Here is a 26,543-nt window from a genome sequence, read left to right as displayed (position 1 = left end):
AGAAGATCCGTGACATGATTGTCGACGATATCCGCGCTGGCCAAGCGCGCAATGATAGACAGCATGTCCTGGCTCTTCTCCACGTACTCCATCACTTCTTGAGAACGCATCCGGCGGCTAGACCCCAACAGCATCCTTGGAGCAGCCGCTTTTGATCGTAGCCGCGCGTTACTCCGTGGCGCGCGCACCCTTAAACACTGAAATGATCTCGGACAGCTCACAATGCAATGCGGTTTGGCTCATGTCCGAATTCGCAAAACGAACCGGGCTCTCTCCTGCTGCGCAGAATCCACGTCGTTATCTCTGGACTGACGCCTTCGCGGTTTGCAACTTTCTCGAACTGTTTCAGCAGACCGCCGATCAACAGTACCAGCGCGATGCGATAGCGCTAATCGACCAAGTTCATCTGGTGCTGGGGCGGTATCGAGACGACGATACACGCAGAGGCTGGATCAGTGGACTTGCTGACAAGCGTGCCCGCCACCACCCCACTTTAGGCGGTCTTCGGATTGGCAAGCGTCTCAAGGAGCGCGGCCAGAATGAGACCTTCGACAACCGTCTCGAGTGGGATCGGGATGGTCAGTATTTCCACTATCTAACGAAATGGATGCATGCACTCTGCCGGGCGGCCTCGGTAACCGGCGACAGCAGGTACACAACGTGGGCGGGGGAGCTGGCACAACGGTCGTTCGAAGCCTTTGTCCGCAGATCGACATCTGGCGAGGTTGCCGGTCTCACCTGGAAGATGAGCACGGATCTTAAGAGACCGCTCGTTCCCACCTTAGGTTTACATGACGCCTTGGATGGCTTGATCACTTTTTGGGAGATCGAGCATGCGATCCAAGACCATACCGATTTGAACGATCTAAATCAGGCGCTCGAAAAGCTGCACCCCCTATGCCTGAATGCAGATTGGGTTACCGACGACCCGCTCGGTTTAGGCGGATTGCTGTTCGACGCTTGCCGGCTTGCTCAATTGCTTCGCGGCAACCATCAACGCGAGATTCGACTATTGGAGGATATACTGCAGGCATGCTGCAGGGGATTAGCGGCGCTTTTCGCCAGCCGTTATCTGGATCAGCCGACAACGCAGCGCTTGGCTTTTCGAGAACTCGGCCTGGCGATCGGGCTCGGGGCGTTGCCCGTAATCGCTGAAACCATTAAACGCGAAGAATGCCTCCGGGACAGGCCCGATTTGCGTCGGACTTTTGAACTGCTGCTGTCGCATAAACCCCTCTGTGAGGAGATCATCGATCTTTGGCTAAATCATGCCAAATTCAATGACGAGAGCTGGGATGCCCATCGAGACATCAATGAGGTCATGCTTGCGACGGCGCTCATGCCACATATGTTTCTTTCGACTAGCCGACATCAGAACACGACCTAGGGACGATCGCTTGACGCTCCCAAGCCGACACGTGGCGTTTCATAATTGAGGTTCGCTAAGTGCCAAAAGCGGACATAAGCTCGTCGGTTTGCAGCTCGGTCGGGGTTTTACGGATAACCATCAGTTCTGCCGCTACTGGCAGCTCCTCGCCATGCTATTCGCGGGGAATCGGTCAACGCCTCATTCGCGATTGGAGCCGTAGAGTCCGACGCCGAGCTCGCCAGCGATGTGCCGGATAGCGCGCATGGCTCGGATACTGTTGCCCGCTTCGTTGAGTCGCGGGGAAAATGCGGCGATGGCAAACTTTCCTGGCACCACCGAGACAATGCCACCGCCGACGCCAGTCTTCGACGGCAGACCGGCGTTGAACATCCACTCGCCCGACTCGTCGTAGAAACCGGCTACTGCCATAATCGCCAAAAGTTCCGGCACATGCGAAGAGTCCAGCACCCGCTTGCCGGTCAACGGATTGACGCCACCGTTTGCTAGGGTAGCACCCATTACCGCCAGTTCCTTGGCGGTCACACCGACCGAGCACTGTTTGGTGTATACACGAAGAGTCTCTTCGGGATCGCCGTAGAGACGCTCGTAGTTGTATAGCAGGTTCGCAATTCCGCGGTTGCTCCACGCGGCCTTATATTCCGAGTCATAGACCTCCTGCATCACATTGAGATCAGCGCCGGCAAAGTCGTCTAGGTTCTGCAGGATTTCCTGCCAGCGCTGCTTCTCGGAATCAGCCTTGACCAGGCTGACTGCTGCGATTGCACCAGCATTGACCATCGGGTTAACGGAACGTTCCGGGTAGAGTTCCAGCGCGATCTTGGAATTGAACGGCAAGCCGGTCGGTTCAACGCCGATTTTCTTGCGCACCGCTTCCGGCCCCTGCTGTTGCATAATCAGTGCCGCAGTGAATGGCTTCGAGACCGATTGAATGGAGAACTTGTAGTCAACATCGCCGGCGCTGTAGATCTTACCGTCACGGGTTGCGATGGCCACGCCGAATAGATCGCTCGGCACCGTCGTCAGAATTGGAATGTAATCAGCATTCTTGCCTTCCCTGAGGCCTTTGTACTTGTCGTAGGCTTCCTGCACTACGGCTTCGAACTGTGCCGGACCGATATCGGTGGCGTCGGCGAACGCATTCGGTACAACCAGAAGCGCTGACGCGACCGCCAGAGCCGCGCTCTTGCATACAGTTTTGTGCAACATAGTCCTTACTCCATGGTCTCCCGAGAAAGATCAAATCGTGGACCGTTCAGAAGCTCCACTTGAAGGACGTCTGAATGCGCGTGTCAGAGCCTTTACTGCCGTCCTTAAGCTCTATACTTCCATACTGCAGCTCCGTGCCCACTAGGATATTGTTGGTCGGGTAGTACAGCAAGTTGACGAGCCCGTACCCCGAACTGGAGAAAGCGTCGCCGGTCTGGCCTCCGCTGTTGTCCACTCGCTCCTCGCTCCAGCCGAAGGAGCTGCTCCAGCGGTCATTCCACCAGTGATCGTAAAACGCCAGCCAACCGATGATCGGCAGGGTCGTTGCCCGCAGGCTGCTGCTTGGTCCCAGATCGATACCGCCGTCGTTCAGATAGCTTGCAATACCCCTGCCGTACGTGAACTCGGCCTTGATGCGGTCACGCCGGCCGACCTTGATGACAGTCGAGAGATTAAAACCCGCGCCGATTTCCTGGCCCGACGGGTTGGCACTAGCAGTTTTGTTGGACTCAAAACCTACCGAGCGCACAATGCCGGCGACTTGGACATGTCCCCAGTCGAGCTCAGTGCGCCAGTGTGCCGTAAGGTCGGGGTACTGCGTACGATCTTGCAGCCCAAGCGTCGGATCGATGAAGTCGACCTTGCCGCTGTCAATCGCCGCTGACGGCGCTTCCAGTGCAATAGCCAGCCTATTGCCGCCCTGACGTATCGGTGTCCAGCGTAGCTGTATGTTGCGGAAGAACACCATGCCCGGCGGCCCCCAGTACTCGATAGAGTTGGGGAACACGTCCGGGTCCATAAAAGTGCTCCAGGTCTGGCCGGCGAGGATCGAACCTAATTCCCCATAAGCGTGCCGCAACCGCGGCGTGGTCTTTCCAGCGTCGCTACCCACACCGACAAGTTCGAACTCAAGCTTGGTCTTTAGCTCGCCCAGCCCGGTGGGCACCAAGGCATCGACACCGGCGCGCGTCTGCCGAACACTGAAAATGGTCTCGCCATCTCTGCCGCAGCCGGGATCGCCGGGACAATTCACTGGGATCTTCGATGGCCGGAGCATATCTTTCCAGTCGGAATCGACGCGCTGGAAATCGTAGATGAAATCCGCCTGCACAAACCCATAGAAATTGAAGGATACGCCGCCTGCGTTCACGCTGTAGTCCGCCTGCAGACTTGTCGGAAACATGAGCGCTAAAGCCGCCAGCCCGCCTGCCAACCGCCGCCAAATCGGGCGGTGCCCCCTTTTGCTCCTCATCGCATCCCCCCGTTAGTCGTTTAGAAGGCGAGCGTCACCTCATCAGTCGAGAGGTTGCTTGATTGGCGTTGTTGACGCGATACGCGGAGATCGAGCTAAGTGCGGGCTCTGGCTCGCCTGCGCTCCTTCACTGATCTGCCTACGCTGCTAGGTCAGTTGGCGGGCAGTTGTGAACGTTTTGCGCTTCTCGCCTCTCATTGACGGCAGCCAGTCTCGCGATGACGCGACATGAATTAGCTTTGGTCAAAAAATGCATTCGGATCGCCACGGGCGCAGCGTCGTGCTCTGCAATTTTTTCGTAGCAAGTGGCCAAACGCCTGTATCGCTCTGAAGCACTAATCATGTGATCAGGATGCGGAAGTTATGTTTAATAAAGCCTTAAGAAGCGTTTCATTTCAGGTCGCACTGCACACGAATCCACCGCCGGACATAGAGGTGCCCTCCGACCCTTCGGAATTTCCAGTTGAAGAGACAATCATCTTAGGCGGCATGAGACAAAAGCACTATTCTAGGAGCGGGTGTCCGTTAGGAGTAATTAGCGGATATCGGCGATCAGATCTGGGATGTGTGCATTCTTAAAAAAAATGCGGACATCCAGATCGTCGAAAGCAATGTCCGCTAGGTACCAAAAGCAGACCCTGCACCTTTCTGAGAGCTTGATCCACCTCAAAAGCCTGTTCAAATAGGGGTGCAAAATCAATGGCACTAAGTGATCGGTTGCTGTCTCGCCCCGCCCAGGGAGAAAAGCTTGATGTACCGCCTCTGCTCGTCCTCATCGTGGCGTCAACCCAGACCCTCGCAGAGGATGCCCAAGCCAAGCCGCAAGTCCTTTTCAGCAACGTCCACGTCTTCGATGGCATCAACGATGCACGCATCGAGAATGCCAACGTTCTCGTCGAAGGCAACCTGATCAAGCAGGTTTCGACCGATCCAATAGAGGCGCCAGACGCCACGATCATTGACGGCGGCGGACGGACGATGATCCCTGGTCTGATCGATGCACACTGGCATACCTACTATTGCTGCATGCCGCAGACCGCCCTGGTCACGGGGGACATGTCTGAAGTCGCGATCCGCGGCGCTCTCGGGTCCGAAGAGACGCTCCTATGCGGCTTCACCACGGTGCGGGATGTGGGCGGCAATCCATTCTCGGTGAAGAAAATGATCGATGCGGGCGAGCTCGTCGGACCTCGCATCCTTCCTTCGGGGCCTCCGACCAGCCAGACTTCCGGGCATTTCGATTTCCGTGGCGTCAACGATGTCCCCGCAAACATGACCGATCCCAAGTCTTATTGGGAACGGAATGCGGTTATTTTGACCGGGGACGGGGTCCCTGAGGTCGTCAAGCGCGCACGTGAAGTCCTCCGACTGGGTGCTACCCAAATAAAGATCGCCACCGGCGGGGGCGTGTCCTCGCAATTCGATCCGCTGGACGTGCAGCAGTACACCTTCGACGAGATCAAGGCGTTCGTTGACGTGGCCGAGACATGGAACACCTACGTTGCGGCGCATGTGTTCAGCGATAAGGCGATCCAGACCTCGATTAAGGCCGGTGTGAAGTCGATAGAGCACGGCTTCCTAAGCCAGTGACGGGTCGCTCCAGATGATGAAGGACAACGGTGTCTGGCTCTCTCTCCAGCCGCTGCTGAACGACGAGGATGCGCTACAGTTCCCCAACCCCGAAAGCACCCGGAAATACGAGGAGGTCACGAGGGGCACTGACAGGGTCTACACCACAGCCAAGGAACTAGGGGTGAAGATGGCCTTTGGGACTGAAATGCTGTTCGATCCGGCTGCGGCGGCGAAGCAGGGAAAGATGTTGGCCAAGCTGAAGAACTGGCTCACGCCCTACGAGGCGCTGAAGATGGCGACCTCCGACAATGCCGAACTGCTGATGCTCGCCGGCCCGCGCCATCCCTATCAGGACGGACCACTCGGCGTGATCAAGAAAGGTGCCTATGCGCACCTGATCCTGGTGGAGGGCAACCCGCTCGAAGAGCTCGATCTCGTCGCTGATCCTGAAAATAACTTTGGCGTCATCATGAAAGACGGCAAAATCTACAAGAACATTCTGAACTGATACGAATGTCCGCTATGGGTCATTAGCAGACATTGGACGCCTCTCGAGCAATGTCCGCTCTACTCCCTAACTCAGAAAATCTTTAGCGTCGAAAACAATGTCCGTTGAGTGCCACAAGCGGACCTGATGGGACCCAACCAGCCGTCACGGTGAGGCAGGCCGCTTTCAGCATTTGCGTGTGCTCGGGTGAAGGCTCTTGCCCAGGATGTGCTCACTCGCATGGACGACGTGGTAGCCGTTGCCCACGATCAGTGGATCAGGATCGTGTACGACGCTCAAATCCTTGTCCGGGTAGGGTAGCGACCATAGAAAGTGCTGCATGCAGTTGAGGCGAGCTCTTTTCTTATCGTCAGACTTAACGATGGTCCACGGTGCGTCGGCGGTATCGGTATAGAAAAACATCGCTTCCTTGGCCTCGGTGTATTCATCCCATTGCTGCAGCGACGCCACGTCGATGGGCGAGAGCTTCCACTGTTTGAGCGGATCGATCTCTCTGGACTTGAATCGCTGCAACTGCTCGTCGCGGGTGATGGAGAACCAGTATTTGAACAGCTTGATACCGCTGCGTGTCAGCATGCGCTCGACTTCGGGGGTTTGGCGCATGAACTCCAGATACTCGTTCGGTGAGCAAAAGCCCATCACTCGCTCGACCCCGGCTCGGTTGTACCAGGAGCGGTCGAACAGGACGATCTCGCCGGCGGTGGGCAAGTTCTTGATGTATCGCTGGAAGTACCACTGCCCCCGCTCTTCCTCGCTCGGCTTCTCCAATGCCACGACGCGCGCTCCGCGCGGATTCATGTGTTCCATAAAACGCTTGATGGTGCCGCCCTTGCCAGCTGCATCGCGGCCTTCGAAGAGCACCACAATCTTGACCCCTGCGTCCTTGACCCAGCGCTGCACCTTGAGCAGTTCCGCCTGTAGCTTCGCCTTCCGCTTCTCGTAGGCGGCGGTACCCATCTTGGTGTGGTACGGGTACTCACCGGTTTCGAAAGCGCGACGGACCACCTCGGGGTCATGGCGCATCTCAGCCAGACGATGTTGCGCCTGAGGCCCAGTCTCCAAGCCCGGCCCTGGCGCAGCCTTGTCGGAAGGTTCCTGCGCCGGCTTGATGGGCGTATCGGACGTCTTCCCTGCAGCTCCATCTGGACATTTCTCAAGCATACGAAATCTTCTCCATTTCACGGACACTCGCCACTTGTCATCGGCATGCCCCGAATCGGTCGATACGACCTCGGCCACCCGAACGCTGGTACGAACGAGTGAGGAACACCCACAGACACCCTCCATCAGCGCTGTGCGGCTAACTGTGGAACCTATACCAATTGCACCCAAACCCGATTTCGCTTTGATAATCATCAAAGAACTTGAAGACAAAACAGTTGCGCGACGATGAGTCCCAATCGTGACATCCGGAATCGGTCAATTTTGACTGCTGAGAGTCTGATGGTCGGTTAAAAGCTGTTGTGTAGTTGTTGTCGGCTTTGGGTCACGAGCCGAAATCAGACCGAGGAGCAGGGATGTCCGCTTTATCGTCAGCAGCGGACATTGAGAGGGCCGCGGTAAGCCAAAAGGCCTATCGGCTTGGCGCCTACTTGCTGACGTTCTTGGGCAAGTGGGCCCCATTTGAAGCTGCACTTCGCTCTCTGGGGCGGCTTGTTAGGTGGGCATGTAAGCATCGGTATCTATGTTGCAGGGTTGATGATCCGATTCGCTTTCGAACACGAAAACAACCTTTAGTGGTACATTCGCCCAAAAAAGGGGCAATGTTAGAACAAGTCAGATTTGGATTGTTTGAACTGCATTTTTTGACTGTTAAATTATTGTTTTTTCATTGCTAAAGCGCTGGAACGACCTTAGTTAACACGGCTCTAAAATCCCCAAATATATGAATACCTTACCGGTGGGCCACATTGATTTTCCAATATGCCCGCGCGTTCCGGGCTAGTTCCAGTTTTGTCCTAGTCAAACTGGAAAACGGATGCCACTGAGTTCCGAGAGGTACTTGGTAGTCGAACGCGGTCCTACCATTAGACGATCTGCCACCCGCCTTGGTGGCGCAGGCTCTTTTCTGGCTCGCACCCTGATCCGCGTAATGGATTCGGCGTTTTTTCTCGTCGCTGAGGTGGCCCGTTGGCAAGGCCAACGACAAGACCTTCTGAATGGCGGGTCATCCCTTTCGCCAGATGGAACGCGCCGCCGCGGATTTGAGCCGTGCGCGCCGACAACATATTGTCCAGAAACTGGGCCTACCCTGCCGGGCATGGACCACATTTCACCATCCGCCAATCGAATTTCGGCGGCGCTTCGCGCGTTGCGGCAGGTCTATGCGGACGCCGCTGCCGATAAATCGGTCCTCGGTCTGAAATGCTTGCAGGCGGTGACGGTTGAACTCGCGGCGGACGGCGTGACTGCCGACGATCTGAAGCCGCTCGCCGAGCTCGAAACGCTGATCAGCGAGTCTCCGGCGGCATCCGCCACGGCCGCGTCGGTGTCAGCCCGCGCACCGGAGCGCCCGCCGGGTTTCGACGATCCCCATCGCGATCGCCGGCGGAAGGCCGTGCCAAGCAATACCCTTCTTGCCAGATCCGCCGTCTTGATCGACCTTCTTGTGAAGGACGGCCAAGGCGAGGAGAGGGCCGCGCAGACGGTAATGCGGCACTTACTCTTGGCGGGTGTGCCGGCACCGGAGCGCGGCGGCAACTCCCGCGGCTGGCGCCGGCTGCGTGAGTTTTGCAATACTCTGCATCAAGGCAACGGTCCGGAAGACGCCTGCGTCGAGTATGAGGCGTTCGGGCGGAAAGTGGATGAGATTCCCGCGGGACGGCGTGTCGACGAAGCGCTCACCGAACGGCTTTGGGACCGGCGGCGCCAAGCCAGGCGTGATGCCGGCTAGCCGACACGATTGACGCTGTTCCTTAGGCGCAACAGGATCGAATAATAACCCTGTCAAAGTTGTCTTTGGCATAACTGTCCAGGGACGGCCACGAAGCACATGAGCTTGATTGAACGGCCTGCTGGTTTACAGGGGCCGTCGGGGTCGCCTCGCGAGGCGCCCGCGAAGAACCCGAGCGCGGGACGGCGCGTCGCTCTATTCCTGGAGACGCCCTTCGCGATTGTCCAGCGCTGGATACTCGGCACCGCCTGGGCCTTGCGGTCGGAACGGATCGCCAGACTCTTGACGGTCGCACGCATCTACATGGCCCATCTCCTCAACCCAAGCCGCGCGCTGCTGGATGCCGGCCTCGAGTTCGCGCTTACCGATCGGCTGTCCGCGGGTGTGTCCTACTCCGGTCAGTATGCGGACACCGTCTGCCACAATGCCGTAAAGGGGCGCCTGACCTGGCTCTTCAACTAGTCTGAGTCTCGGGCTTCCCGGGGCCGGGCCGGCCTCGCTTCCCGAGAGCAGGCTTTACCTCCCTGAGCAGATTGGTAGATTAGTCACATTGGACCAACGCCGTAGCCTCCGGAAACCGTTGAGAAAGTGCCTTCTGGAGGGCTCGAGAGGTTGAACATTGTGACTGGGCCGAGCGGAATTGCCCGCACGGCTGCTGGGAGGCCGTGCCGCGAAGAGCTGGCGCTAAATCCTGACGTTCCGCGTGACGCCGAGGCGCGCCCATGCGCCGATGCCATGCGGAGCGATGCCGGCGAGCGCGGTGCGGAGTGCGCCGCCGCAACAGGGATGCCTGCGTTCGCGGGCGTTCCGGCTGCGAGCCCTGCCGGGGCAGCCAGCGATGCGGACGAAGGGGGTCGCGACACCGATGCGCCGTCACGCTTGAGTCCGAGCGTTTACGGCGCCCTCGACCTTGGAACCAATAACTGCCGTCTGCTCGTTGCCAAGCCGTCGCAGCGCGGCTTTGTGGTGGTAGACGCGTTTTCTCGCATCATTCGGCTGGGCGAGGGGGTCCAGGCGACGGGCCAGCTCTCCGAAGGCGCTCAAAAGCGGACCATTGGCGCGCTTCGTATCTGCGCGGACAAGATGCGCCGCCGCGGCGTCACCCGCTCGCGCCTAATTGCCACGGAGGCGTGCCGGATCGCTACCAATGGCGCGTCCTTTGTCGACCGTGTTGAGAATGAAACGGGCCTTGTGTTGGAGATCGTAGGCCGCGAGACCGAGGCCAAGCTTGCAGTCTCGGGCTGTGCTTCGCTGCTGGATCGCGCTTGCGACTGGGCGCTGGTGTTCGACATTGGCGGCGGGAGTTCAGAATTGATCTGGCTCGATCTTCGCAAAATCGGCCCGGACTGGAAGCGTTCCATACAGAGCCGGGCCGGCATTCAGAACGCGATTGCGGCGTGGACGTCTTTGCCGCTCGGCGTCGTGAACTTGGCCGAGCGCCATGGCGGGCGCGATGTCACGATCGAGAACTACGAGGCCATGGTCGAGGACGTGGCGACCGCCCTGGCCGGCTTCGAATCCCAGTACCGGTTCGGCGAGCGCGTGGCGCCCGACCGTGCGCATTTCCTCGGCACGTCCGGCACGGTCACGACCATTTCCGGCATTCACCTGGGGCTGCCCCGTTACGATCGCTCGCGGGTGGATGGATGTTGGCTCAGAGCCACAGACGTGCGCCGGGTCTCGAACGACCTCATCGCCATGAGCTATGCTGAGCGCATCGCAGAGCCCTGCATCGGACGGGAGCGCGCGGATCTCGTTCTGGCCGGGTGTGCTATTCTCGAAGCGTTGCTTAGGACCTGGCCGTGTCAGCGCCTGCGCGTGGCCGACAGGGGCTTGCGCGAAGGGATCCTCACCACCCTCATGGCCGAGGACGGGCACGACGGCAAAACTTCGCGTCGGCGCCGCCGGAGAGGGCGGGGCGGCGCCAAGGACTCAGGCGGCAAGCCTTCCCACGCCAAATCGCCCAAGGGTAAGCCGCCATCACATCAAGGCTAAGCTGACCGCCAAGATGCCTCCCAATAGGTGGCCTTGCGCTTGTGCGGACTAGTTAGCGCCGAACCAAAACGCGACCGCAAGAGGACACAACACACAGAGCCCAACGACGGCAACAGGCGGCATCTCACGGAATTTTTCATTGTCGACCTCCCTTATGAACGCTTTTGATTGCACTTAGACCGGATTGGGACGAGGGCCTAACAACCAGTGGCTACCCTAGTCCTCGGGCACAAAATCGCGTTGTTTCCCCGGCTCGCCCAAGGCGTGGGCTCTCCGGGAGAGGCTGGAGCCTGCGTCTTTCGGCAGGCGCAGGAAGATCAGCGCCGAGCTTGCGGCGCAGGCGCCGACGATCAGGAACGCTAACGGAAAATCGCTGGCCAGAACCTCGTGGCTCTCGCGGCCCATGCGTTGGAGCTCGAGCACCAGCGCGCCTACGGCTACGCCTGCCGACATGGAGAGCTGCTGCGAAACGCTGGCGAAGCTCGTCGCTTTGCTCATCTCGTGTTCACCGATATCGGCATAGGCAATCGTGTTTATCGCGGTGAATTCGAGGGAGCGGAAGAAACCTCCGACAAGAAGTGTGGCCAGGATCAGCGCTTGCGGGGTGGCGGCCGTGAAGAAGGCGCAGACGGCGATGAAGGCAGCCGTGATGAGCGCGTTCCACACCAGGACCGGTTTGTAGCCAAACCGGCGTAGGATCGGGGCAGCGGCGGTCTTCATCGCCACGGCGCCGATGGCGATCGAAAAAGTCAGGAGCCCGGACTGCAGCGGGTTCATCCCAAACCCGAGTTGGAAGTAGAGCGGCAATAGGAAGGGCGTCGCACCAACGCCGATCCGGAACAGGAAGCCGCCGGCGATGTTCGCGAAAAACGTATCGATCTTGAGCAGGCGCAATTCGAGCAGCGGCGCAGGAATACTGAACGCATGGCGGACGTAGAGCGTGCAAGAGATCGCTCCCACGGTGAGGAGGCTCACCACGACCCAGGGCGGAAACAAGGGCTGGCCGATAATGGTGAACCCAAAGGCGAGGCCCGCGAGGCCAATACCGGATAGGAAAAACCCCTTGAGGTCGAGCGGCGGGACCTTGTCCTCGCGGAAATTCTCGATGAAGCGCGAGGCGAGATAAACGCCGAGTAGCCCGACCGGGATGTTGATCCAGAAGATCCAGCGCCAGTCGAACACCGTGGTGATGAAACCGCCGAGAGGCGGGCCGATGACCGGGCCCATGAGCGCGGGCACGGTCAACCAGGCCAGAGCCGAGATCAGTTCTTCTTTCGGAACCGAGCGCAGAATCACCAGCCGTCCGACCGGCACCATCATGGCCCCGCCGATGCCTTGCACGACGCGGAACAGGATGAAGTCCAGGAGCGAGGTGGCGAAGCCGCATGCGAGCGAGCCCAGCGTGAAGACGACGATGGCCGCGCGGAACACCGTTCGTGCGCCGAACCGGTCGGCCATCCAGCCGCTGATTGGTATAAAGACCGCGAGCGACAGCAGGTAGGATGTCAGCGCCAGCTTCAGCGCAATAGGATCTTCCCCAAGATCGGCCGCGATCGCCGGCAGCGACGTGGCAATAATGGTCGAGTCCATGGTCTCCATGAACAGGGCGACCGACACGATCAGAGTAATGAAGTAGCGGGGCATGTGGCAGGTGCTAAAAGAGAGGTGCGCACGACATGCGCCCCATGGCCCTTGTCGGTCAAGAGTGTGCGGCAAGCGGGCTGGAGGGCCAGGCGGATTTCAGCAGCGGCGGTAGAAGCGGGCGTTATGGCAAGAGGCGGGAATAGCGGTCCAAGGGACCGGGCGGGCCGGCGCGGCCTGACAGTGCGCGTCAAAACCGCGAAGGGGCGGAAGCTTGCCTCCACTCGCTGGCTGCAGCGGCAGCTGAACGACCCGTATGTGGAGGAAGCCAAGCGCCAGGGCTATCGCAGCCGGGCCACCTTCAAGCTTCTGGAGATCGACGACAAATACCACCTGCTGAGGCCGGGCGGCATAGTAGTCGACCTTGGCGCAGCCCCGGGCGGCTGGAGCCAGGTTGCGGTCGCGCGGGTGAAGGCGGACACCGGAGAGGGCCACAGCGACGAGAAAGCCGGCGAGAAAGAAGGCGCCAAGGCAGGTGGTAAGAAAGCTCGTAAAGGCCGGGTCGTCTCCGCCGATTTGAACGAGATAGAGCCCGTTGCCGGCGCGCGCTTCATGCAAGTGGACGTCACCGATGCGGAGGCCGGCGAGATGATTCGCGATGCGTTGGGCGGCGCAGCCGTGGACGTGGTGTTGTCGGATATGGCCGCCTCGTCCACGGGCCACCGCCAGACTGACCACTTGCGTGTGATTGCGCTGGCTGAAGCCGCGCTAGACATTGCCGAGGACGTGCTGAAGCCGGGCGGAGCCTATCTCGGCAAGGTGCTGCAGGGCGGGGCGAGCGGGGACCTACTTACGCGGTTACGCCAGAACTTCGCCAAGGTGTTCCATGTGAAGCCCAAGGCCAGCCGGCAGGATTCCGCGGAAGTCTATGTGCTCGCCATGGGCTATCGCGGACCTGGTAGCCAAGGGAGCCAAGACGAGCGCTAGCGGTCTTCACGCGACGGTGCCTTGCCGTGTGCTGCGGTGCGCCTGACTCTTGATAGGGTAACGGCACTACTGACGGTGCACACCGGAGCGAAGCGATGAATATCGAGGTGGTGAAGGACTATTACGGCACGGTTCTGAAAGGGTCCGAGGACTTGCCGACCTCGGCCTGTTGCGACGTTGACGACATGCCGCGGTATCTCGCCCGCCTGATCGCCAACGTTCATGACGAGGTCGTCAGGCGCTACTATGGCTGCGGGCTCTGCATTCCTACCGCACTTGAGAACTGCAACGTGCTGGATCTCGGCTCGGGCGCAGGGCGCGATGTCTACATTCTTTCGCAACTCGTCGGCGAAAAGGGCTTCGTGACTGGCGTCGATATGACCGCCGAACAGCTTGCCGCCGCCGAAGTCCACAAGGATTGGCACACAAAGAAATTCGGCTATGCACAGTCCAATGTGCGCTTTCTGGAAGCCTATCTGGAAAAGCTCGATGCGCTCGATCTCGACACGGGCGCGTTCGACGTCATCGTGTCCAACTGCGTCATTAATCTATGCCTGGACAAGCTGGCGGTTCTGCGTGGCGCTTACAATCTCTTGAAGCAAGGCGGCGAGCTCTATTTCGCCGATGTCTATTGCGACCGGCGGCTGCCGGAGGAGCTGCGCGGCGACCCGCTGCTCTATGGCGAGTGTCTGGGCGGCGCGCTCTATTGGAACGACTTTCTGCCCATAGCGAAGGAGGCCGGCTTCCTGGATCCGCGCCTCGTCAGCAGCCGGCCTCTCGAAATCAAGAACCCGGACATGCGCGAGAAGCTCGGCTGTGCGCGGTTCTTCTCCGCCACTTACCGCCTGTTCAAACTCGATCATTTGGAACCGGCTTGCGAGGACTACGGTCAGGCCGTCGTCTATCGCGGCGGCATCGCCGAGCAGGCAGACGCCTTCGTTCTGGACGGGCATCACATCATCGAACGGGGCGGGGTCTTTCCCGTATGCGGCAATGTCTGGCGCATGCTTGCGAACACACGCTTTTCGCCGTTTTTCGACTTCGTCGGTGACTTCTCTACGCATTACGGGATCTTTCCGGGATGCGGGACGCCGTCACCGTTCGAGGAAGCGGCACACGCGGGGAACGAATCAGCCAGCTGCTGCTAGCGCGGTAACCAGGGGGGAGGATGAGGTTCGATCTCACGCGGCGGCTCGGCGCCGAGGCGCTTGGCACGTTCTTTCTTGTGATGGCGGTGGTGGGAATCGCGCGTTGCCTGCTGGCCTTTATCTAAGCCATTTCCTTAGCAATCACACTTGGAGTTACACACAAAACTACACACATGCAGACAGGGCTTTTGCCCTTAAGGATGATCATTCTCAAACCAATGACTAGTGCGGTTGACCATCGCAACCAGCGACAGCATTACGGGAACCTCGACAAGGACACCGACGACGGTGGCTAGCGCCGCTCCTGAATTCAATCCGAAGAGCGAGATCGCGACAGCGACTGCCAGCTCAAAGAAATTCGAAGTACCGATGAGGCATGCAGGAGCCGCAATGTTGTGCGGCAACTTCATTGCCTTTGCTGCGCCATAGGCAATAGCAAAAATGCCATACGTCTGAATTAGCAGCGGTATAGCGATCAGCACGATCACGACAGGCTCACTGATGATCTTCTCTGCTTGAAAACCGAATAGCAGCACGACGGTTGCAAGTAGCCCAATTACTGACCATGGCTTCAGCGCGCCGACAAATGCCTTTACGTTTCCGTCGTCCCCATTACTTTCAAGTCGGCGGCGAGTGAGTGCGCCTGCAATAAGCGGGAGTAATACATACAAGATCACAGATATCAGAAGTGTCTCCCAGGGCACGGCAATATCGGTTATGCCCAGAAGGAGGGCAGCGAGCGGTGCGAAAGCGAACACCATAATGATGTCGTTGACCGAAACCTGCACCAGCGTGTAGTTCGGGTCGCCGTCTGTTAGCTGGCTCCATACGAATACCATGGCCGTGCAAGGCGCAACTCCCAGCAAAATCATCCCAGCGATGTATTCCGTCGCAGATTGAGGATCAACCCAGCCTACAAAAAGGACCTTGAAAAAGAGCCAGCCTAACGCGGCCATGGTGAATGGCTTGATCAGCCAATTCACTACAAATGTCAGAAAAAGCCCCTTAGGCTTCTTACCCACGTCTTTGATGGCCGAGAAGTCGATCTGCACCATCATTGGGTAGATCATCACCCAAATGAGTACCGCAACAATTAAGTTGACATGAGCGTACTCAATTTTCGCGATACCCTGAAATGCGCCAGGGAACACGTTGCCCAGAACAACGCCTGCCACGATACAAAGGCCTACCCAGACAGATAGATAGCGCTCAAACAATCCCATGATTGTCCTCCCCAATGAGCTTCAACAATGCGGTGAGTTGTGAGGCCGGGACGTCTAGATCCGGTTCCGCCAGAAGCCGATTGATACGCCGCTCGATGGTGACGATCACCTCTCCAAACATTTCGTCCATCTTCGTCGCCGAAGATAGGCGTGTCGGGTCTGGCAGTCCCCAGTGAGCTTTGGCTGCAGAGCCAGGCCATACAGGGCAAGACTCTTTGTCCGCCTGATCGCACACGGTGATCTCCGCATCGGGTTTGAAATCAGCCAAATCATCAAAGCCTTTGCTCTGCAGATTGGCCGTTGGGTAACCTCTTTTTTCGAGGTGCCGCAGGGTTTCTTGATGCACCACTCCTGACGGCCGGCGAAGTCGAAGATCTCCGCATCCTTGAACACTTAGATGTCAAGGCGGAAGCCCGGGGGTCTCGGCGAAGCTGCGATGGCTGGTTATGGCGCGTCTCTCGTCGCGATAGGATCGTTGGAATGCCGCGCGCGCAGGCGCGCGTTTTCGGCTTCGAGCGCGGTGACGCGTTCGGCAAGCGTTTCGACATCCTCGGCAAATACCATCAGGGGAATGTGCTGCGGACAGTTCGTGTCCCAGGAAGCGACCGTGAAGATAATCGCGGCCTCGGCACGCGCCACGTAGTTGTCGGGCATCAGCGTCTCGATGAGCGCCTCGTCACTCTCGACAACTTTCGCGGTGCCCCAGATCTTTACTCGATGCTTGGTCCGGTAATCCATGACGAAGATCATCGCGTTCGGGTTCTCATCCAGATTGCCCGTCGAGATGTATTGGCGGTTGCCCGAGAAGTCGGCGAAGGCGAGGGTTTGTTCGTCGAGCACGCGCAAGAAACCGGGCGGCCCGCCGCGATGCTGGATATAGGGCTGGCCTTTGCTGCTGGCTGTCGCCAGGTAGAATGAGCGCGCGTGCGCGATGAAGTCCCCAAGCCCCGCATCGATTGCAGTTCGGGTCTTGCCCTTGGTCCTCATGCGGGCATAGCCCTCGCGCGAGCCCCGGCGGGTTTGCGCCGCCTTGACCGCGGGCGTGAAGGCGATGTCCATCCAGGAGGTTGTGGGGTTCGTCATGATGGGGCCTAGAGCGCGGGCATTGAGATGAAGCCAGGCAGGGCCTTGATGCGGCTGATCCAAGCCTGGATCGCGGGGTAGGCGTCCAGTGTTACGCCGCCTTCGTGGCCAAGGGCGACATAGGGCATGCAGGCAATGTCCGCGATAGTCGGGCGGTCGAGGGCAAGCCAGTCGTTCTGTTTGAGCCGCGCCTCGATCAGACCGAGAATGTCGGCTGCATTTTCGCGGGCCTTGTCCGCGTCAACCGGAAAACCGAACTTGTCACGGAGGCGGGCATCCCCAGGACCGCGCGCGATTTCGTTTTCCGCCACCATTAGCCAGTTCACGACGCTCGCCATCCCGACGGGGTCGGTGGGGAGCCAAGACTCGCCGCCATATTTGCGGGCGAGATAAACTAGGATCGCTTGCGAGTCCCGCAGGATGGTGTCTCCGTCCTCAAGCACCGGAACCTGGCCGAATGGGTTCAGGTCGATGAAGGGGCTCTCCTTGTGAGCGCCGGCCATGAGGTCGACAGGCGCGAGTTCGAGATCGAGCCCGAGCAGCGCGCAAAAGAGCCGAACTTTGTAGCAGTTCCCTGAGAGTTCCATGTCGTGCAGGGTGCGGGCAGTCATTGGGCGGTACCTCCGTGCTTCTGGCTGTGGCTTGTCCACCCACATATGGCTTGTTCCAGGAGATTGCGGTATAGACTAAATCATGAAGATATCCTTCCATAATTTGGAAGAATAATTGGACAGGCTCGCAGCCATTCGCGTCTTTTTGGCTATCGCGGACGCGGGCTCGCTGTCGGCCGCGGGCGAGCGGCTCGGGATGCCGCTCTCAACGGTCAGCCGCCACCTCAAAGCCTTGGAAGACGCGGTCAACACGCGCCTTCTCACCCGGACTACGAGGCGTCTGGCCCTCACCGAGCCCGGCCGCACCTATTTGGAGACTTGCCGCCGGGTTCTCGGCGATCTCGATATGGTCGAGCGTCATCTGGCCGGCGAGAAGGCGGAACCGCATGGGCAACTGGCGCTGACCGCGCCCATTCTATTCGGCTGCTTGCATGTTCGGCCAGTCGTGAGCGCGTATCTGGACGCGTACCCGCATGTGAAAGCCCGGATGTTGCTCGTGAACCGGGTGGTCAACCTCGTGGAGGAGGGCATGGATCTCGGCATCCGCATCGGCCATCTCCCCGATTCGGCCATGCGCGCCACCACGCTTGGCACCGTCCGGCTGATCTGCTGCGCCAGTCCGGCCTATTTGAAGACCGCCGGTGTGCCGCCTGAGCCCAGGGCGCTTCTCGATCATTCCTGCATCACGTTCACCTCGTTCTCTGAGCCGGACCGGTGGGGCTTTCCAGGTCGTGCCACGCCGGAGAAAAGTCGCGAGAACCAGGAGAAACGGCGGGCGCAGAATATTCCGGTTCAGCCACGCTTGATCGTTAACACCGCCGAGACGGCTATCGATGCCGCAAAGGCCGAGCTCGGAATCGTGCGCGTGCTGTCTTATCAAGCGCAAGCGGCTCTCAAGGACGGCTCGCTGCGCAGGGTCCTCGAAGAATACGAACCGGAGCCGATTCCAGTCAGCATCGTGCACCGGGAGGACCGCTTGCCGCAGGCAAAAGTGCAGTCGTTCTCGGAACTTGCAGTCCCGTTGCTCCGCAAGGCTCTCAAGGCGCTATGAACTCTGAGGGTAACCCCGTGCCACGGCTTTCCATCGGCGGGTCAAGCTGATATGCAACGGCGTCAACCGGCTCCGCGTTTGGCTCGACTGCCGACGCGGGCATTTCACATATATAAGAGGTTGGCCTATGCCCGACGGGCAGTCTTCACACAATAATTCCCGTTTTCCCGACAGCGCCATGGCGCTGACATTCGACGACGTGCTGATCCGTCCGGGCCCTTCGGACGTGCTGCCGAACGAGGTGCAGGTTGGCTCGAAAGTCACGAAAACGATCTCCGTGAACATCCCGATCCTGTCCGCCGCGATGGACACGGTCACCGAATCCCGGCTCGCCATCGCCATGGCCCAGGCCGGGGGCATCGGCGTCGTTCACCGCAACATGGATGCGGAGCTGCAGGCTGCCGAAGTCGCCCAAGTGAAGAAGTTCGAATCCGGCATGGTAGTCAATCCGGTCACGACCAATCCCGACGCGCGGTTGGCGGACGCGCTGGGGTTGATGGCCAACCACAGGATTTCCGGCATCCCCGTGGTCGAACCGGGGTCCGGGAAGCTCGTCGGTATCGTCACGAACCGCGATGTGCGCTTTGCCACCAACGAAGCGCAGCCGATCTCCGAGCTGATGACCAAGGACCTGGTCACGGTGACGGATACTGTGGACATGGAAGAAGCCAAGCGGCTGCTCCATCATCACCGGATCGAGAAACTGCTCGTGGTCGATGAAGCCTATCGCTGCGTCGGGTTGATCACGGTGAAGGACATCGAGAAGGCCCGCGCGCATCCTGATGCGTGCAAGGACGAGCAGGGGCGCTTGCGCGTGGCGGCCGCTACGAGCGTCGGCGATTCCGGCTTCGAACGCGCCGAGCAGTTGATCGACGCCGGGGTCGACCTCATCGTGGTGGACACGGCCCATGGTCACTCGCGGCTCGTCTTGGATCAGGTCAACCGCATCAAACGCATATCTAACGCTGTGCAGGTTGTTGCCGGAAACGTCGCAACGGCCGAAGGCACCAAGGCGCTGATCGATGCGGGTGCGGACGCGATCAAGGTCGGCATTGGTCCGGGCTCGATCTGCACCACGCGCATTGTCGCCGGTGTGGGCGTGCCGCAATTTAGTGCCCTGCTGGAATCGGTCGAGGAGGCCAAGAAGGCAGGCGTGCCTGTGATCTCCGATGGCGGCATCCGCTATTCGGGCGATCTCGCCAAGGCGCTGGCCGCCGGCGCCGATTGCGTGATGCTGGGTTCGCTGCTTGCGGGCACCGACGAAAGTCCTGGCGAGGTGTTTCTCTACCAGGGGCGCTCCTACAAGTCCTATCGCGGCATGGGCTCGATCAGCGCCATGGCGCGCGGCTCCGCCGACCGCTATTTCCAGCAGGAGATCAAGGACACGCTAAAGCTCGTGCCGGAGGGCATTGAAGGACAGGTTCCCTATAAAGGTCCTGCGGGCAGCGTGCTGCACCAGCTCATCGGCGGCTTGCGGGCCTCCATGGGCTACACGGGGTCGCGCACACTCGCCGACTTCCAGGATCGCACCCGGTTTATGCGCATCTCAACGGCGAGCTTCCGCGAGAGCCACGTGCATGACGTGACGATCACGCGGGAATCGCCCAACTATCCGCGCGAGAACTAGAGCGGCGGCCCCACGGCCGCTCGCCCTTTGTTGGCCGTGCCTGTCTTCTAATGCGTCGCGTATGCTGGCCGCTATTTGACGCCAAGTGCACGGACTTGCTCGAAGACGCCTGGCTCAAGCCTCTCCGCCATTCTGAGATCGGCGCTGCCGTCCGTAGCGTCCCCGGTGCGGCTTTTCACAACGCCGCGGCCCACCAGAGCTAGGGCATTGTTGGCCTGTATTTCAAGTGCGGTATCGAAATCGGGGCCCGCCTTGTCGAGGTTGTCCTGCAAGACGTAGATCCAGCCGCGATCGACATAGCCTTTCGCGCTCTCGGGATCGAGTTCGATGACCTTGGTATAGTCGGCGACCGCGCTGTCGAACTCCTTGCGCTTCCGATACAGCTCGCCCCGGTTGGAGTATCCGTTGGTCGTTTTCGGGTCCAACTTGACCTTCTTGTTCAGGTCCGTCAGTGCGGCGTCATAGTCATTCTTCTGGCTGTAGACGAGGCCGCGCAGGAGGTAATAGTCCGGGTCGTCCTCCTTCAATTCGATGGCCGTGTCCAGATCTGCGACAGCCTTATCATATTCCTTCTTGGCGTGGTAAGCGGCCGCGCGCATGAAATAGCTGTTGGCGCGCTTCGGATCGATCGCGACGGCGGTGTTGATCTCGTCCATGGCGGCGTCGAGATTGCCGGTGGCCGACAGACCCATGGCGCGCACGCTATGGGCGCGAATAACGAGCTTCTTGTCGTCGTTGCCCTTGTCGATGAAGGCCTGACAGGCATCGAGCACGTCCTTGATGCTGAGCTTGCCGTCGAAGCAGGGGTCCGAGGGAGCCTCGTCCTTGGCGGTGGCGGGGGCCGTCAGAAGCGCCGTGGCGAGCAGACCAGCCGAGAGCATGGCACTTACCGAAAGCGCGGCTCTTGCGGTAAAAATGGGAAAAGCGCGCAGGCGCATGGGAATCCTCCTTAGGAACGCTGTGAACTTTGCTATTTTGCTTAGGTTTAGAAGGGCTGGAGCAGTCCCGTCAATTGAACATCCCTCCATGTTTTGAGGACATACTGTTAAGAATCGGGGTCCGGGCCGGAATTCGAGATACGAGGCGAACCCTGTCTCTACAACGGCGACGGTGGCGGAGTATAAGGGCGCGAGGCGCGCACCTATCCCGATGCTATCGCGCACCGCACTCCATGAAGGGGATACCATGTCGTTCGGAGCCATTCTGCTGCCCATGTTCCTGCAGGTCGCGCTGACCTTTGCCCTGCTGTTCTGGATGATCATTCTGAGGCTCCAGGCCATCCGGACAGGCAAGGTGCAGCCGGAAGTGGCTGCCATGCGCCAGGCGGACTGGCCTCCTTACGTGCAGCAGGTGAGCAACGCCTTTCACAATGCCATGGAGATGCCCACGCTGTTCTACGTCGTCGTGCTACTTGGCTTCATGACCAAGACCCTTGATACGACCGTCTACGTGCTGATGTGGATGTTCACGCTGACCCGGATCGGCCATACCGCCATCCATGTGACGAGCAATAAGCTCGCGCATCGGACACCCATGTTTCTACTGGGCGCGATCGCGCTCGCCCTGATGTGGATCCTCGTCGCCGGCCGGATCATCGTGTTCCAGACGCTGTAATGACACCAGCAGGACGAGCCAGTGCGGCCATCGAAGTATTGACCGACTTGGCGGCGCGCAAGCGACCCGCCTCAGAGGCGTTGAAGGACTGGGGGCTCACCCATCGCTTCGCGGGATCGGGAGACCGGGCCGCGATCGGCAGTCTCGTGTTCGATTGCCTGCGGCAGCGCTCTTCTCTCGCTTTCGCAATGGATGACGATAGCCCAAGATCGCTGGTATTGCGCGCGCTCGTGACCGCCTGGGCCATGCTGGCCGACAACGTGGACACGCTGTGTGACGGGAGCCGTTTCGCGCCCGAGCCCTTGAGCGATGCCGAACGCGCCGGGCTTGCCCGTGCGCTCTCGACCGAGGTCCCGTCCTGGGTTCGGGGCGATTACCCGCAATGGCTGGAGGCATCATTCGCGGGCATGTTCGGCGGAGACGCGGCAGAAGAGGGGGCCGCGCTCTCGGTCCGCGCGCCCGTCGATCTGCGGGTCAACACGCTCAAAGCAAGTCGTGACAAGGTGTTGAAAGCATTGGCGCGTTTCGAGCCTCAGCCCACAGCCTATGCGGCTTCGGGCCTGCGGATCGCCCCCCGGCAGGGACCGGCGCGAATACCCAATCTGGAGGCGGACGCCGCCCATGGAAAGGGCTGGCTCGAGGTGCAGGATGAAGGCTCGCAGATCGCCGCTCTCGTGTCGGGCGCGGGGCCCCGCTTGCAGGTCATCGACCTTTGTGCAGGCGCAGGCGGCAAGACATTGGCGCTCGCCGCGACGATGCAGAACACCGGCCAGCTCTACGCCTATGATACCAGCCGGATGCGCTTGCGCCCCATTTTCGAGCGGCTGCGGCGTGCGGGCGTCCGCAATGTCCAAGCGTTGGAGGCGGGGGAAGAGGCGGGGCTCGGGGTGCTAGAGGGCAGGATGGACCGCGTGGTCATCGATGCCCCCTGTACGGGCTCGGGAACCTGGCGGCGGCGGCCCGATGCCAAATGGCGTTTGAGTCCAGAGATGCTGTCGGCGCGCGTGGCCGATCAAGTCGCGGTGCTTGATGCGGGCGCCGGGCTCGTGAAGCCGGGGGGAAGGCTCACCTACATTACCTGCTCGGTGCTGCCGACCGAGAACCGGGAGCAGGTCGAGAGCTTTCTCGCGAGGCACCCGGACTTTGCGGTGACGCCCTGGCGCGAGGCGTGGGACGCGGCGATCGAGACGGAAGCGCCGCCGTCCGCGGATGGGTCCGACGAGACGTTGCTGATGACGCCACGCAGCCACGGTACGGACGGATTTTTCGTGGCGGTCCTGGAGCGCCGGGCCTGAGGCACGCGCCGGATTTTGCGATTCCTTTCAATCGGTTGGGGCCCAGCTTTACGGGTCCGGTTCGGGGCACCGCACGTCGAGAACGCTCATGCGGTCGGCGGTCTTGCGGTGTCCGGCGACCGCGAGCCCCGCGCCCGCGATCAGCATGTCCATCTCTGTTTTGGTGCGGGTCTTGCCGCCTGTTATCGCCAGCATATGCAGGTCGAGCATGATCGCATCCGGGTCGTCGCGGGCGTCTTCGGGCATGAACCGCTCATAGACGATCAGACGCCCGCTTTTGCCCATGGTCTTGCGGCAGTTCTCCAAGATCCTTGCCGCCCCCGCGTCGTCATGCTGCTGGAGAACGCTCTTCAGGACGAAGACATCAGCCGAGACGGAGATGGCCTCAAGGACATCGCCGGGGAGAAACGCGACCCGGTCGGCGAGCTCCAGGGCATCGAAGAGCCGCATCGCATCGTCCAGAACAGGCGGCGCATCGAAGACGACGGCTTTGAGGGTGGGGCCCTGGCTCAACACATCCGCCAGCCAGGCGCCATAGCCGCCGCCAAGGCTCGCGATCACGGTACCCTCCGGCAGGTCACCCAAAGCATCTTTGAGACCGTTGGGATTGGCCAGTTCCTCCTTGGCGACATAGCGGAAGAAGAAGCGGCCTTCCTCGGCCTTGGGACCACGCCAGTCGGCGAAGCTCTTGTTGAGCGCGAAGGGCAGCGAGGGTTCGCCGGTTCGCAAGGAATACATCATCGACATCCAGGGCATCCAATACTGGCCCACGGCGACGAAGGCCTTCTCGCTCAAGTTCGAGGGATTGCCGAAGGTGAGCGCCTTGGCGGCGGGCGTCAGGGCGAAGCGCCCGTCGTCCAGCGCCTCGCAAAGCTGCATGGCCACGAGGCCGCGCAAGAAACGGCGCATGGGCTCGGTTTTTAGACCTAGGTCGGACGCCAGCGCTTCCGCGGTGCGGGGTTCGGCGTTCAACAGGTCCGGCAGACCTGCCGTGACCGCCGTGAAGAGCAGGGCCGCTTCGTGGTAGGACGCGATCTGCCCTTTGAGCCGCTCTTCGATCGCGCGCTGCTCGTTTTTGTCCATATCTTTTTCGCCTGTGTCTTCTTCTCCGCCGCTGTCTTGGCCCATGGGGCATTTCTCCTCGGAGCGAACTCGCATCTCCTTGATAGGGGTAAAGCGATGTGTTTCCGAGCCGAAAACCGTTCCGAAAACGCGTTCGAAATCCCCGGCGCCCCGGAGACTCCTGCTATAACTAGCTGCCAATGGAACCGAAAATGGCGCTTATGGAACAAAAAACTGCAGACCAAGAACAAGCAGATGCCACCCAAGATCGGGTGCTGATCGTCGACTTCGGCAGTCAGGTGACCCAACTCATCGCCCGGCGCGTGCGCGAAGCGGGCGTCTATTCGGAAATCGTGCCCTACGACAAGGCCGAGGCCGCACTTGCCGCGGTGCGCCCAAAAGCCATCATCCTGTCGGGCGGCCCCGCCTCGGTGCATGAGAGCGGCACGCCCCGGGCGCCCGCCGCACTCTTTGACGCGGGCGTGCCCGTGCTCGGCATTTGCTATGGCGAACAGGCTATGGTGGCGGCGCTGGGCGGGCAGGTGGAACCGGGAAACGAACGCGAATTCGGTCGGGCCGAACTCGAGGTCGTGGACAAGACGAAGCTGTTCGACGGTGTGTTCGCCACGGGCGAGCGCGCGCAAGTCTGGATGAGCCATGGCGACCGCGTCACCAAGCTTCCCCCCGGATTTCGTGCGGTCGGCATCTCCACGGGCGCGCCGTTTGCCGCCATCGCCGACGACGACCGCAAGCTCTATGGCGTGCAGTTCCACCCGGAAGTCGTGCATACGCCAAAAGGAGCGGCGCTGATCGAAACCTTCGCGCGAAAGATTGGCGGCTGTTCAGGCGATTGGAGCATGGCCCAGTTTCGCACGGCGGAAGTGGACCGTCTTCGCAAACAGGTGGGCACGGGCCGCGTCGTGTGCGGCCTTTCAGGTGGCGTGGACTCCTCTGTCGCCGCGCTGTTGATCCACGAGGCCATCGGCGATCAGCTCACCTGCATCTTCGTGGACCACGGCCTCCTGCGCAAAGATGAGGCTACCCAGGTCGTCGAGCTGTTCCGCGGGCACTACAACATCCCGCTGGTTCATGTGGACGCAAGCGAACGCTTCTTGCGCGCGCTTGACGGTATTTCGGACCCGGAAGCCAAGCGCAAGATTATCGGGAGGCTCTTCATCGAGGTCTTCGAGGAAGAGTCCGAAAAGCTCGAAGATGCGCAATTCCTCGCCCAGGGCACACTCTATCCGGACGTGGTCGAAAGCGTCTCGGCCACAGGGGGACCTTCCGTCACCATCAAGTCCCATCACAATGTGGGCGGCCTGCCCGAGACTATGAAGCTCAAATTGGTCGAGCCCTTGCGCGCTCTGTTCAAGGACGAGGTGCGTAGCCTAGGGCGCGAGCTTGGCCTGCCGGACGCGTTCGTGGGGCGGCATCCCTTTCCAGGGCCGGGGCTCGCCATCCGCATTCCCGGCGACATCACGGAAGAGAAACTAGAGATTCTGCGCGCGGCCGACGCCATCTATCTGGAAGAGATCCACAAAGCGGGCCTCTACGATACGATCTGGCAGGCCTTCGCCGTGCTGCTGCCCGTGCGCACCGTCGGCGTGATGGGCGATGCGCGCACCTACGATTTCGTCTGCGCGCTGCGTGCCGTCACCTCGACCGATGGTATGACGGCGGACTATTTCGACTTCTCCCACGACTTTCTGGGGCGCGCTGCAACCCGCATCATCAACGAGGTGCGGGGCATCAACCGCGTGGTCTACGACATCACGTCGAAACCGCCGGGCACCATCGAGTGGGAATAGGGAGCTACGCCGCTCTACTGTGCCAAATGTTCCAGCGAGAACAAATGCTGTGTCTTTGCCATTGGGGCGTGACACGACCGGCACGTGTTGAGGTCCTTGTTAAGGCGTTCGCCGCTCGGCTTGAATATGGCAAAGTCCCAATCGCCGTTCTTCAGGCCGTCCGGGAAGTTGTCGCCCCAGCCTTCGCCCTTCTCCATGACGGCAACCGCTGCAAGCTTGTCGCGTACGCGGCGTCCGAGGGCGCTGGTTGCGACCTTGCCGTCTGGGTCCTTTTTCGCCTTGTAGACTTCACCGACAAGGACTGAACCATTGGGGAGTTCGCGCCCCTCCTTCGCCGCTTCGATGGCTATGTCATTCGCGAATAGCCTGATGATTTGATCGTGGTTTTGCACCCGATCGAGACTCACGTAGTTCTCAAATGTCGTTTTGTAGTTGGCAGGAAAAGAGACTCGCTCCTCATCGGCAAGCGCTACGCTTGCGATCAGGCCAAGTCCCAGCACTAAGGCAGAAGCCTTGCGTATCATAAAGTCCTCCCATCTCGATTGGCCCCGCAGTTGTTCCGCGGCTATAATAGGTATATATTTTACCTATTTTTTTGTATGGCATTCAAGGACGTTCTTGACGGTCAGATTTCACC

General features: G+C 60.1%; 24 protein-coding genes. 13 read left to right on the top strand and 11 right to left on the bottom strand.

Going from position 1 to position 26,543, the window contains the following annotated elements:
• Positions 1-241 precede the first annotated feature (241 nt).
• On the top strand, positions 242-1,387 hold the full coding sequence (locus WBQ77_RS01155) for a hypothetical protein (protein WP_424058543.1): 1,146 nt from the start codon (positions 242-244) through the stop codon (positions 1,385-1,387).
• A gap of 180 nt (positions 1,388-1,567) precedes the next feature.
• On the opposite strand, the gene glsA is transcribed toward WBQ77_RS01155, so the two are convergent.
• Together glsA and WBQ77_RS01145 are read right to left on the bottom strand one after the other, a co-directional pair.
• Positions 1,568-2,596 carry a glutaminase A gene (glsA, locus tag WBQ77_RS01150; protein ID WP_424042505.1) on the bottom strand — a complete coding sequence of 343 codons (1,029 nt, stop codon included), beginning with the start codon at positions 2,594-2,596 and terminating at the stop codon, positions 1,568-1,570.
• A 46-nt stretch (positions 2,597-2,642) separates the two neighbouring features.
• Positions 2,643-3,779 carry a DcaP family trimeric outer membrane transporter gene (locus WBQ77_RS01145; protein ID WP_424042504.1) on the bottom strand — a complete coding sequence of 379 codons (1,137 nt, stop codon included), beginning with the start codon at positions 3,777-3,779 and terminating at the stop codon, positions 2,643-2,645.
• A 768-nt stretch (positions 3,780-4,547) separates the two neighbouring features.
• Between WBQ77_RS01145 and WBQ77_RS01140 the strand changes: the two genes are divergently transcribed.
• Both WBQ77_RS01140 and WBQ77_RS01135 read left to right on the top strand, forming a co-directional pair.
• Positions 4,548-5,438 (top strand): amidohydrolase family protein, encoded by an 891-nt coding sequence (locus WBQ77_RS01140; RefSeq protein ID WP_424058541.1) that lies wholly within the window; start codon positions 4,548-4,550, stop codon positions 5,436-5,438.
• A gap of 13 nt (positions 5,439-5,451) precedes the next feature.
• Positions 5,452-5,928: an amidohydrolase family protein gene (locus tag WBQ77_RS01135; protein ID WP_424042502.1), complete on the top strand. Its 477-nt coding sequence runs from the start codon at positions 5,452-5,454 to the stop codon at positions 5,926-5,928.
• Between the two features lie 165 nt (positions 5,929-6,093).
• On the opposite strand, the gene ppk2 is transcribed toward WBQ77_RS01135, so the two are convergent.
• Positions 6,094-7,089 carry a polyphosphate kinase 2 gene (ppk2, locus tag WBQ77_RS01130; protein WP_424042501.1) on the bottom strand — a complete coding sequence of 332 codons (996 nt, stop codon included), beginning with the start codon at positions 7,087-7,089 and terminating at the stop codon, positions 6,094-6,096.
• A gap of 1,099 nt (positions 7,090-8,188) precedes the next feature.
• Between ppk2 and WBQ77_RS01125 the strand changes: the two genes are divergently transcribed.
• The 3 genes from WBQ77_RS01125 (at position 8,189) to WBQ77_RS01115 (ending at position 10,816) form a co-directional block, all read left to right on the top strand.
• Positions 8,189-8,821 (top strand): hypothetical protein, encoded by a 633-nt coding sequence (locus WBQ77_RS01125; RefSeq protein ID WP_424042500.1) that lies wholly within the window; start codon positions 8,189-8,191, stop codon positions 8,819-8,821.
• 99 nt (positions 8,822-8,920) lie between these two features.
• Positions 8,921-9,283 (top strand): hypothetical protein, encoded by a 363-nt coding sequence (locus WBQ77_RS01120; protein ID WP_424058539.1) that lies wholly within the window; start codon positions 8,921-8,923, stop codon positions 9,281-9,283.
• Positions 9,284-9,442: 159 nt separating this feature from the next.
• The gene (locus WBQ77_RS01115; RefSeq protein WP_424058547.1) at positions 9,443-10,816 is read left to right on the top strand and encodes a Ppx/GppA phosphatase family protein; all 1,374 of its coding nucleotides are present in this window, start codon (positions 9,443-9,445) and stop codon (positions 10,814-10,816) included.
• 216 nt (positions 10,817-11,032) lie between these two features.
• On the opposite strand, the gene WBQ77_RS01110 is transcribed toward WBQ77_RS01115, so the two are convergent.
• Positions 11,033-12,460, bottom strand: a complete 1,428-nt coding sequence (locus WBQ77_RS01110; RefSeq protein WP_424058537.1) for a DHA2 family efflux MFS transporter permease subunit — start codon at positions 12,458-12,460, stop codon at positions 11,033-11,035.
• Between the two features lie 123 nt (positions 12,461-12,583).
• Here WBQ77_RS01110 and WBQ77_RS01105 point away from each other — a divergent pair, with 123 nt between their 5' ends.
• Positions 12,584-13,384 carry an RlmE family RNA methyltransferase gene (locus tag WBQ77_RS01105; RefSeq protein WP_424058535.1) on the top strand — a complete coding sequence of 267 codons (801 nt, stop codon included), beginning with the start codon at positions 12,584-12,586 and terminating at the stop codon, positions 13,382-13,384.
• A gap of 95 nt (positions 13,385-13,479) precedes the next feature.
• Complete coding sequence (locus WBQ77_RS01100) at positions 13,480-14,532, top strand: methyltransferase domain-containing protein (protein WP_424058533.1); 1,053 nt, start codon at positions 13,480-13,482, stop codon at positions 14,530-14,532.
• Between the two features lie 194 nt (positions 14,533-14,726).
• On the opposite strand, the gene arsB is transcribed toward WBQ77_RS01100, so the two are convergent.
• From arsB to WBQ77_RS01080, 4 genes are all read right to left on the bottom strand, one after another.
• Positions 14,727-15,755 (bottom strand): ACR3 family arsenite efflux transporter, encoded by a 1,029-nt coding sequence (arsB, locus tag WBQ77_RS01095; RefSeq protein ID WP_424058531.1) that lies wholly within the window; start codon positions 15,753-15,755, stop codon positions 14,727-14,729.
• Positions 15,742-16,101: a hypothetical protein gene (locus tag WBQ77_RS01090; RefSeq protein WP_424044941.1), complete on the bottom strand. Its 360-nt coding sequence runs from the start codon at positions 16,099-16,101 to the stop codon at positions 15,742-15,744. Before WBQ77_RS01090 ends, arsB begins: the two co-directional genes overlap by 14 nt.
• 98 nt (positions 16,102-16,199) lie before the next feature.
• Positions 16,200-16,838: a pyridoxamine 5'-phosphate oxidase family protein gene (locus tag WBQ77_RS01085; RefSeq protein ID WP_424058529.1), complete on the bottom strand. Its 639-nt coding sequence runs from the start codon at positions 16,836-16,838 to the stop codon at positions 16,200-16,202.
• Positions 16,839-16,846: 8 nt separating this feature from the next.
• Positions 16,847-17,449 carry a glutathione S-transferase family protein gene (locus WBQ77_RS01080; RefSeq protein WP_424044938.1) on the bottom strand — a complete coding sequence of 201 codons (603 nt, stop codon included), beginning with the start codon at positions 17,447-17,449 and terminating at the stop codon, positions 16,847-16,849.
• 115 nt (positions 17,450-17,564) lie between these two features.
• On the opposite strand from WBQ77_RS01080, the gene WBQ77_RS01075 reads away from it, so the two are divergent.
• Both WBQ77_RS01075 and guaB read left to right on the top strand, forming a co-directional pair.
• On the top strand, positions 17,565-18,500 hold the full coding sequence (locus WBQ77_RS01075; RefSeq protein WP_424058527.1) for a LysR family transcriptional regulator: 936 nt from the start codon (positions 17,565-17,567) through the stop codon (positions 18,498-18,500).
• A 127-nt stretch (positions 18,501-18,627) separates the two neighbouring features.
• Positions 18,628-20,127, top strand: a complete 1,500-nt coding sequence (guaB, locus tag WBQ77_RS01070; protein WP_424058525.1) for an IMP dehydrogenase — start codon at positions 18,628-18,630, stop codon at positions 20,125-20,127.
• 71 nt (positions 20,128-20,198) lie between these two features.
• Here the strand turns inward: guaB and WBQ77_RS01065 are convergent, their stop codons facing one another.
• Positions 20,199-21,065: a tetratricopeptide repeat protein gene (locus WBQ77_RS01065; protein ID WP_424042702.1), complete on the bottom strand. Its 867-nt coding sequence runs from the start codon at positions 21,063-21,065 to the stop codon at positions 20,199-20,201.
• Positions 21,066-21,312: 247 nt separating this feature from the next.
• Between WBQ77_RS01065 and WBQ77_RS01060 the strand changes: the two genes are divergently transcribed.
• Positions 21,313-21,741 carry an MAPEG family protein gene (locus WBQ77_RS01060; protein WP_424058523.1) on the top strand — a complete coding sequence of 143 codons (429 nt, stop codon included), beginning with the start codon at positions 21,313-21,315 and terminating at the stop codon, positions 21,739-21,741.
• Complete coding sequence (locus tag WBQ77_RS01055; RefSeq protein ID WP_424058521.1) at positions 21,741-23,036, top strand: RsmB/NOP family class I SAM-dependent RNA methyltransferase; 1,296 nt, start codon at positions 21,741-21,743, stop codon at positions 23,034-23,036. Before WBQ77_RS01060 ends, WBQ77_RS01055 begins: the two co-directional genes overlap by 1 nt.
• Before the next feature lie 48 nt (positions 23,037-23,084).
• Here the strand turns inward: WBQ77_RS01055 and WBQ77_RS01050 are convergent, their stop codons facing one another.
• Positions 23,085-24,164 (bottom strand): methyltransferase, encoded by a 1,080-nt coding sequence (locus WBQ77_RS01050; protein ID WP_424058519.1) that lies wholly within the window; start codon positions 24,162-24,164, stop codon positions 23,085-23,087.
• A gap of 146 nt (positions 24,165-24,310) precedes the next feature.
• Between WBQ77_RS01050 and guaA the strand changes: the two genes are divergently transcribed.
• A complete protein-coding gene (gene guaA / locus WBQ77_RS01045) occupies positions 24,311-25,906 on the top strand; it encodes a glutamine-hydrolyzing GMP synthase (RefSeq protein WP_424058517.1) in 1,596 nt (531 codons plus the stop codon).
• A gap of 14 nt (positions 25,907-25,920) precedes the next feature.
• On the opposite strand, the gene WBQ77_RS01040 is transcribed toward guaA, so the two are convergent.
• The gene (locus WBQ77_RS01040) at positions 25,921-26,430 is read right to left on the bottom strand and encodes a cytochrome P460 family protein (protein WP_424042697.1); all 510 of its coding nucleotides are present in this window, start codon (positions 26,428-26,430) and stop codon (positions 25,921-25,923) included.
• Between the last annotated feature and the right edge of the window lie 113 nt (positions 26,431-26,543).

The organism is Methyloceanibacter sp. (assembly GCF_049590335.1).
Lineage (GTDB): Bacteria > Pseudomonadota > Alphaproteobacteria > Rhizobiales > Methyloligellaceae > Methyloceanibacter.
This window is presented reverse-complemented; position numbering and strand designations above follow the sequence as displayed.

Coding starts and splice junctions, on each gene's coding strand:
- WBQ77_RS01155 (WP_424058543.1), top strand. CDS start 242: ATGTCCGAATTCGCAAAACGAACCGGGCTCTCTCCTGCTGCGCAGAAT.
- glsA (WP_424042505.1), bottom strand. CDS start 2,596: ATGTTGCACAAAACTGTATGCAAGAGCGCGGCTCTGGCGGTCGCGTCA.
- WBQ77_RS01145 (WP_424042504.1), bottom strand. CDS start 3,779: ATGTTTCCGACAAGTCTGCAGGCGGACTACAGCGTGAACGCAGGCGGC.
- WBQ77_RS01140 (WP_424058541.1), top strand. CDS start 4,548: ATGGCACTAAGTGATCGGTTGCTGTCTCGCCCCGCCCAGGGAGAAAAG.
- WBQ77_RS01135 (WP_424042502.1), top strand. CDS start 5,452: ATGATGAAGGACAACGGTGTCTGGCTCTCTCTCCAGCCGCTGCTGAAC.
- ppk2 (WP_424042501.1), bottom strand. CDS start 7,089: ATGCTTGAGAAATGTCCAGATGGAGCTGCAGGGAAGACGTCCGATACG.
- WBQ77_RS01125 (WP_424042500.1), top strand. CDS start 8,189: ATGGACCACATTTCACCATCCGCCAATCGAATTTCGGCGGCGCTTCGC.
- WBQ77_RS01120 (WP_424058539.1), top strand. CDS start 8,921: ATGAGCTTGATTGAACGGCCTGCTGGTTTACAGGGGCCGTCGGGGTCG.
- WBQ77_RS01110 (WP_424058537.1), bottom strand. CDS start 12,460: ATGCCCCGCTACTTCATTACTCTGATCGTGTCGGTCGCCCTGTTCATG.
- WBQ77_RS01105 (WP_424058535.1), top strand. CDS start 12,584: ATGGCAAGAGGCGGGAATAGCGGTCCAAGGGACCGGGCGGGCCGGCGC.
- WBQ77_RS01100 (WP_424058533.1), top strand. CDS start 13,480: ATGAATATCGAGGTGGTGAAGGACTATTACGGCACGGTTCTGAAAGGG.
- arsB (WP_424058531.1), bottom strand. CDS start 15,755: ATGGGATTGTTTGAGCGCTATCTATCTGTCTGGGTAGGCCTTTGTATC.
- WBQ77_RS01085 (WP_424058529.1), bottom strand. CDS start 16,838: ATGACGAACCCCACAACCTCCTGGATGGACATCGCCTTCACGCCCGCG.
- WBQ77_RS01080 (WP_424044938.1), bottom strand. CDS start 17,449: ATGACTGCCCGCACCCTGCACGACATGGAACTCTCAGGGAACTGCTAC.
- guaB (WP_424058525.1), top strand. CDS start 18,628: ATGCCCGACGGGCAGTCTTCACACAATAATTCCCGTTTTCCCGACAGC.
- WBQ77_RS01065 (WP_424042702.1), bottom strand. CDS start 21,065: ATGCGCCTGCGCGCTTTTCCCATTTTTACCGCAAGAGCCGCGCTTTCG.
- WBQ77_RS01060 (WP_424058523.1), top strand. CDS start 21,313: ATGTCGTTCGGAGCCATTCTGCTGCCCATGTTCCTGCAGGTCGCGCTG.
- WBQ77_RS01055 (WP_424058521.1), top strand. CDS start 21,741: ATGACACCAGCAGGACGAGCCAGTGCGGCCATCGAAGTATTGACCGAC.
- WBQ77_RS01050 (WP_424058519.1), bottom strand. CDS start 24,164: ATGGGCCAAGACAGCGGCGGAGAAGAAGACACAGGCGAAAAAGATATG.
- guaA (WP_424058517.1), top strand. CDS start 24,311: ATGGCGCTTATGGAACAAAAAACTGCAGACCAAGAACAAGCAGATGCC.
- WBQ77_RS01040 (WP_424042697.1), bottom strand. CDS start 26,430: ATGATACGCAAGGCTTCTGCCTTAGTGCTGGGACTTGGCCTGATCGCA.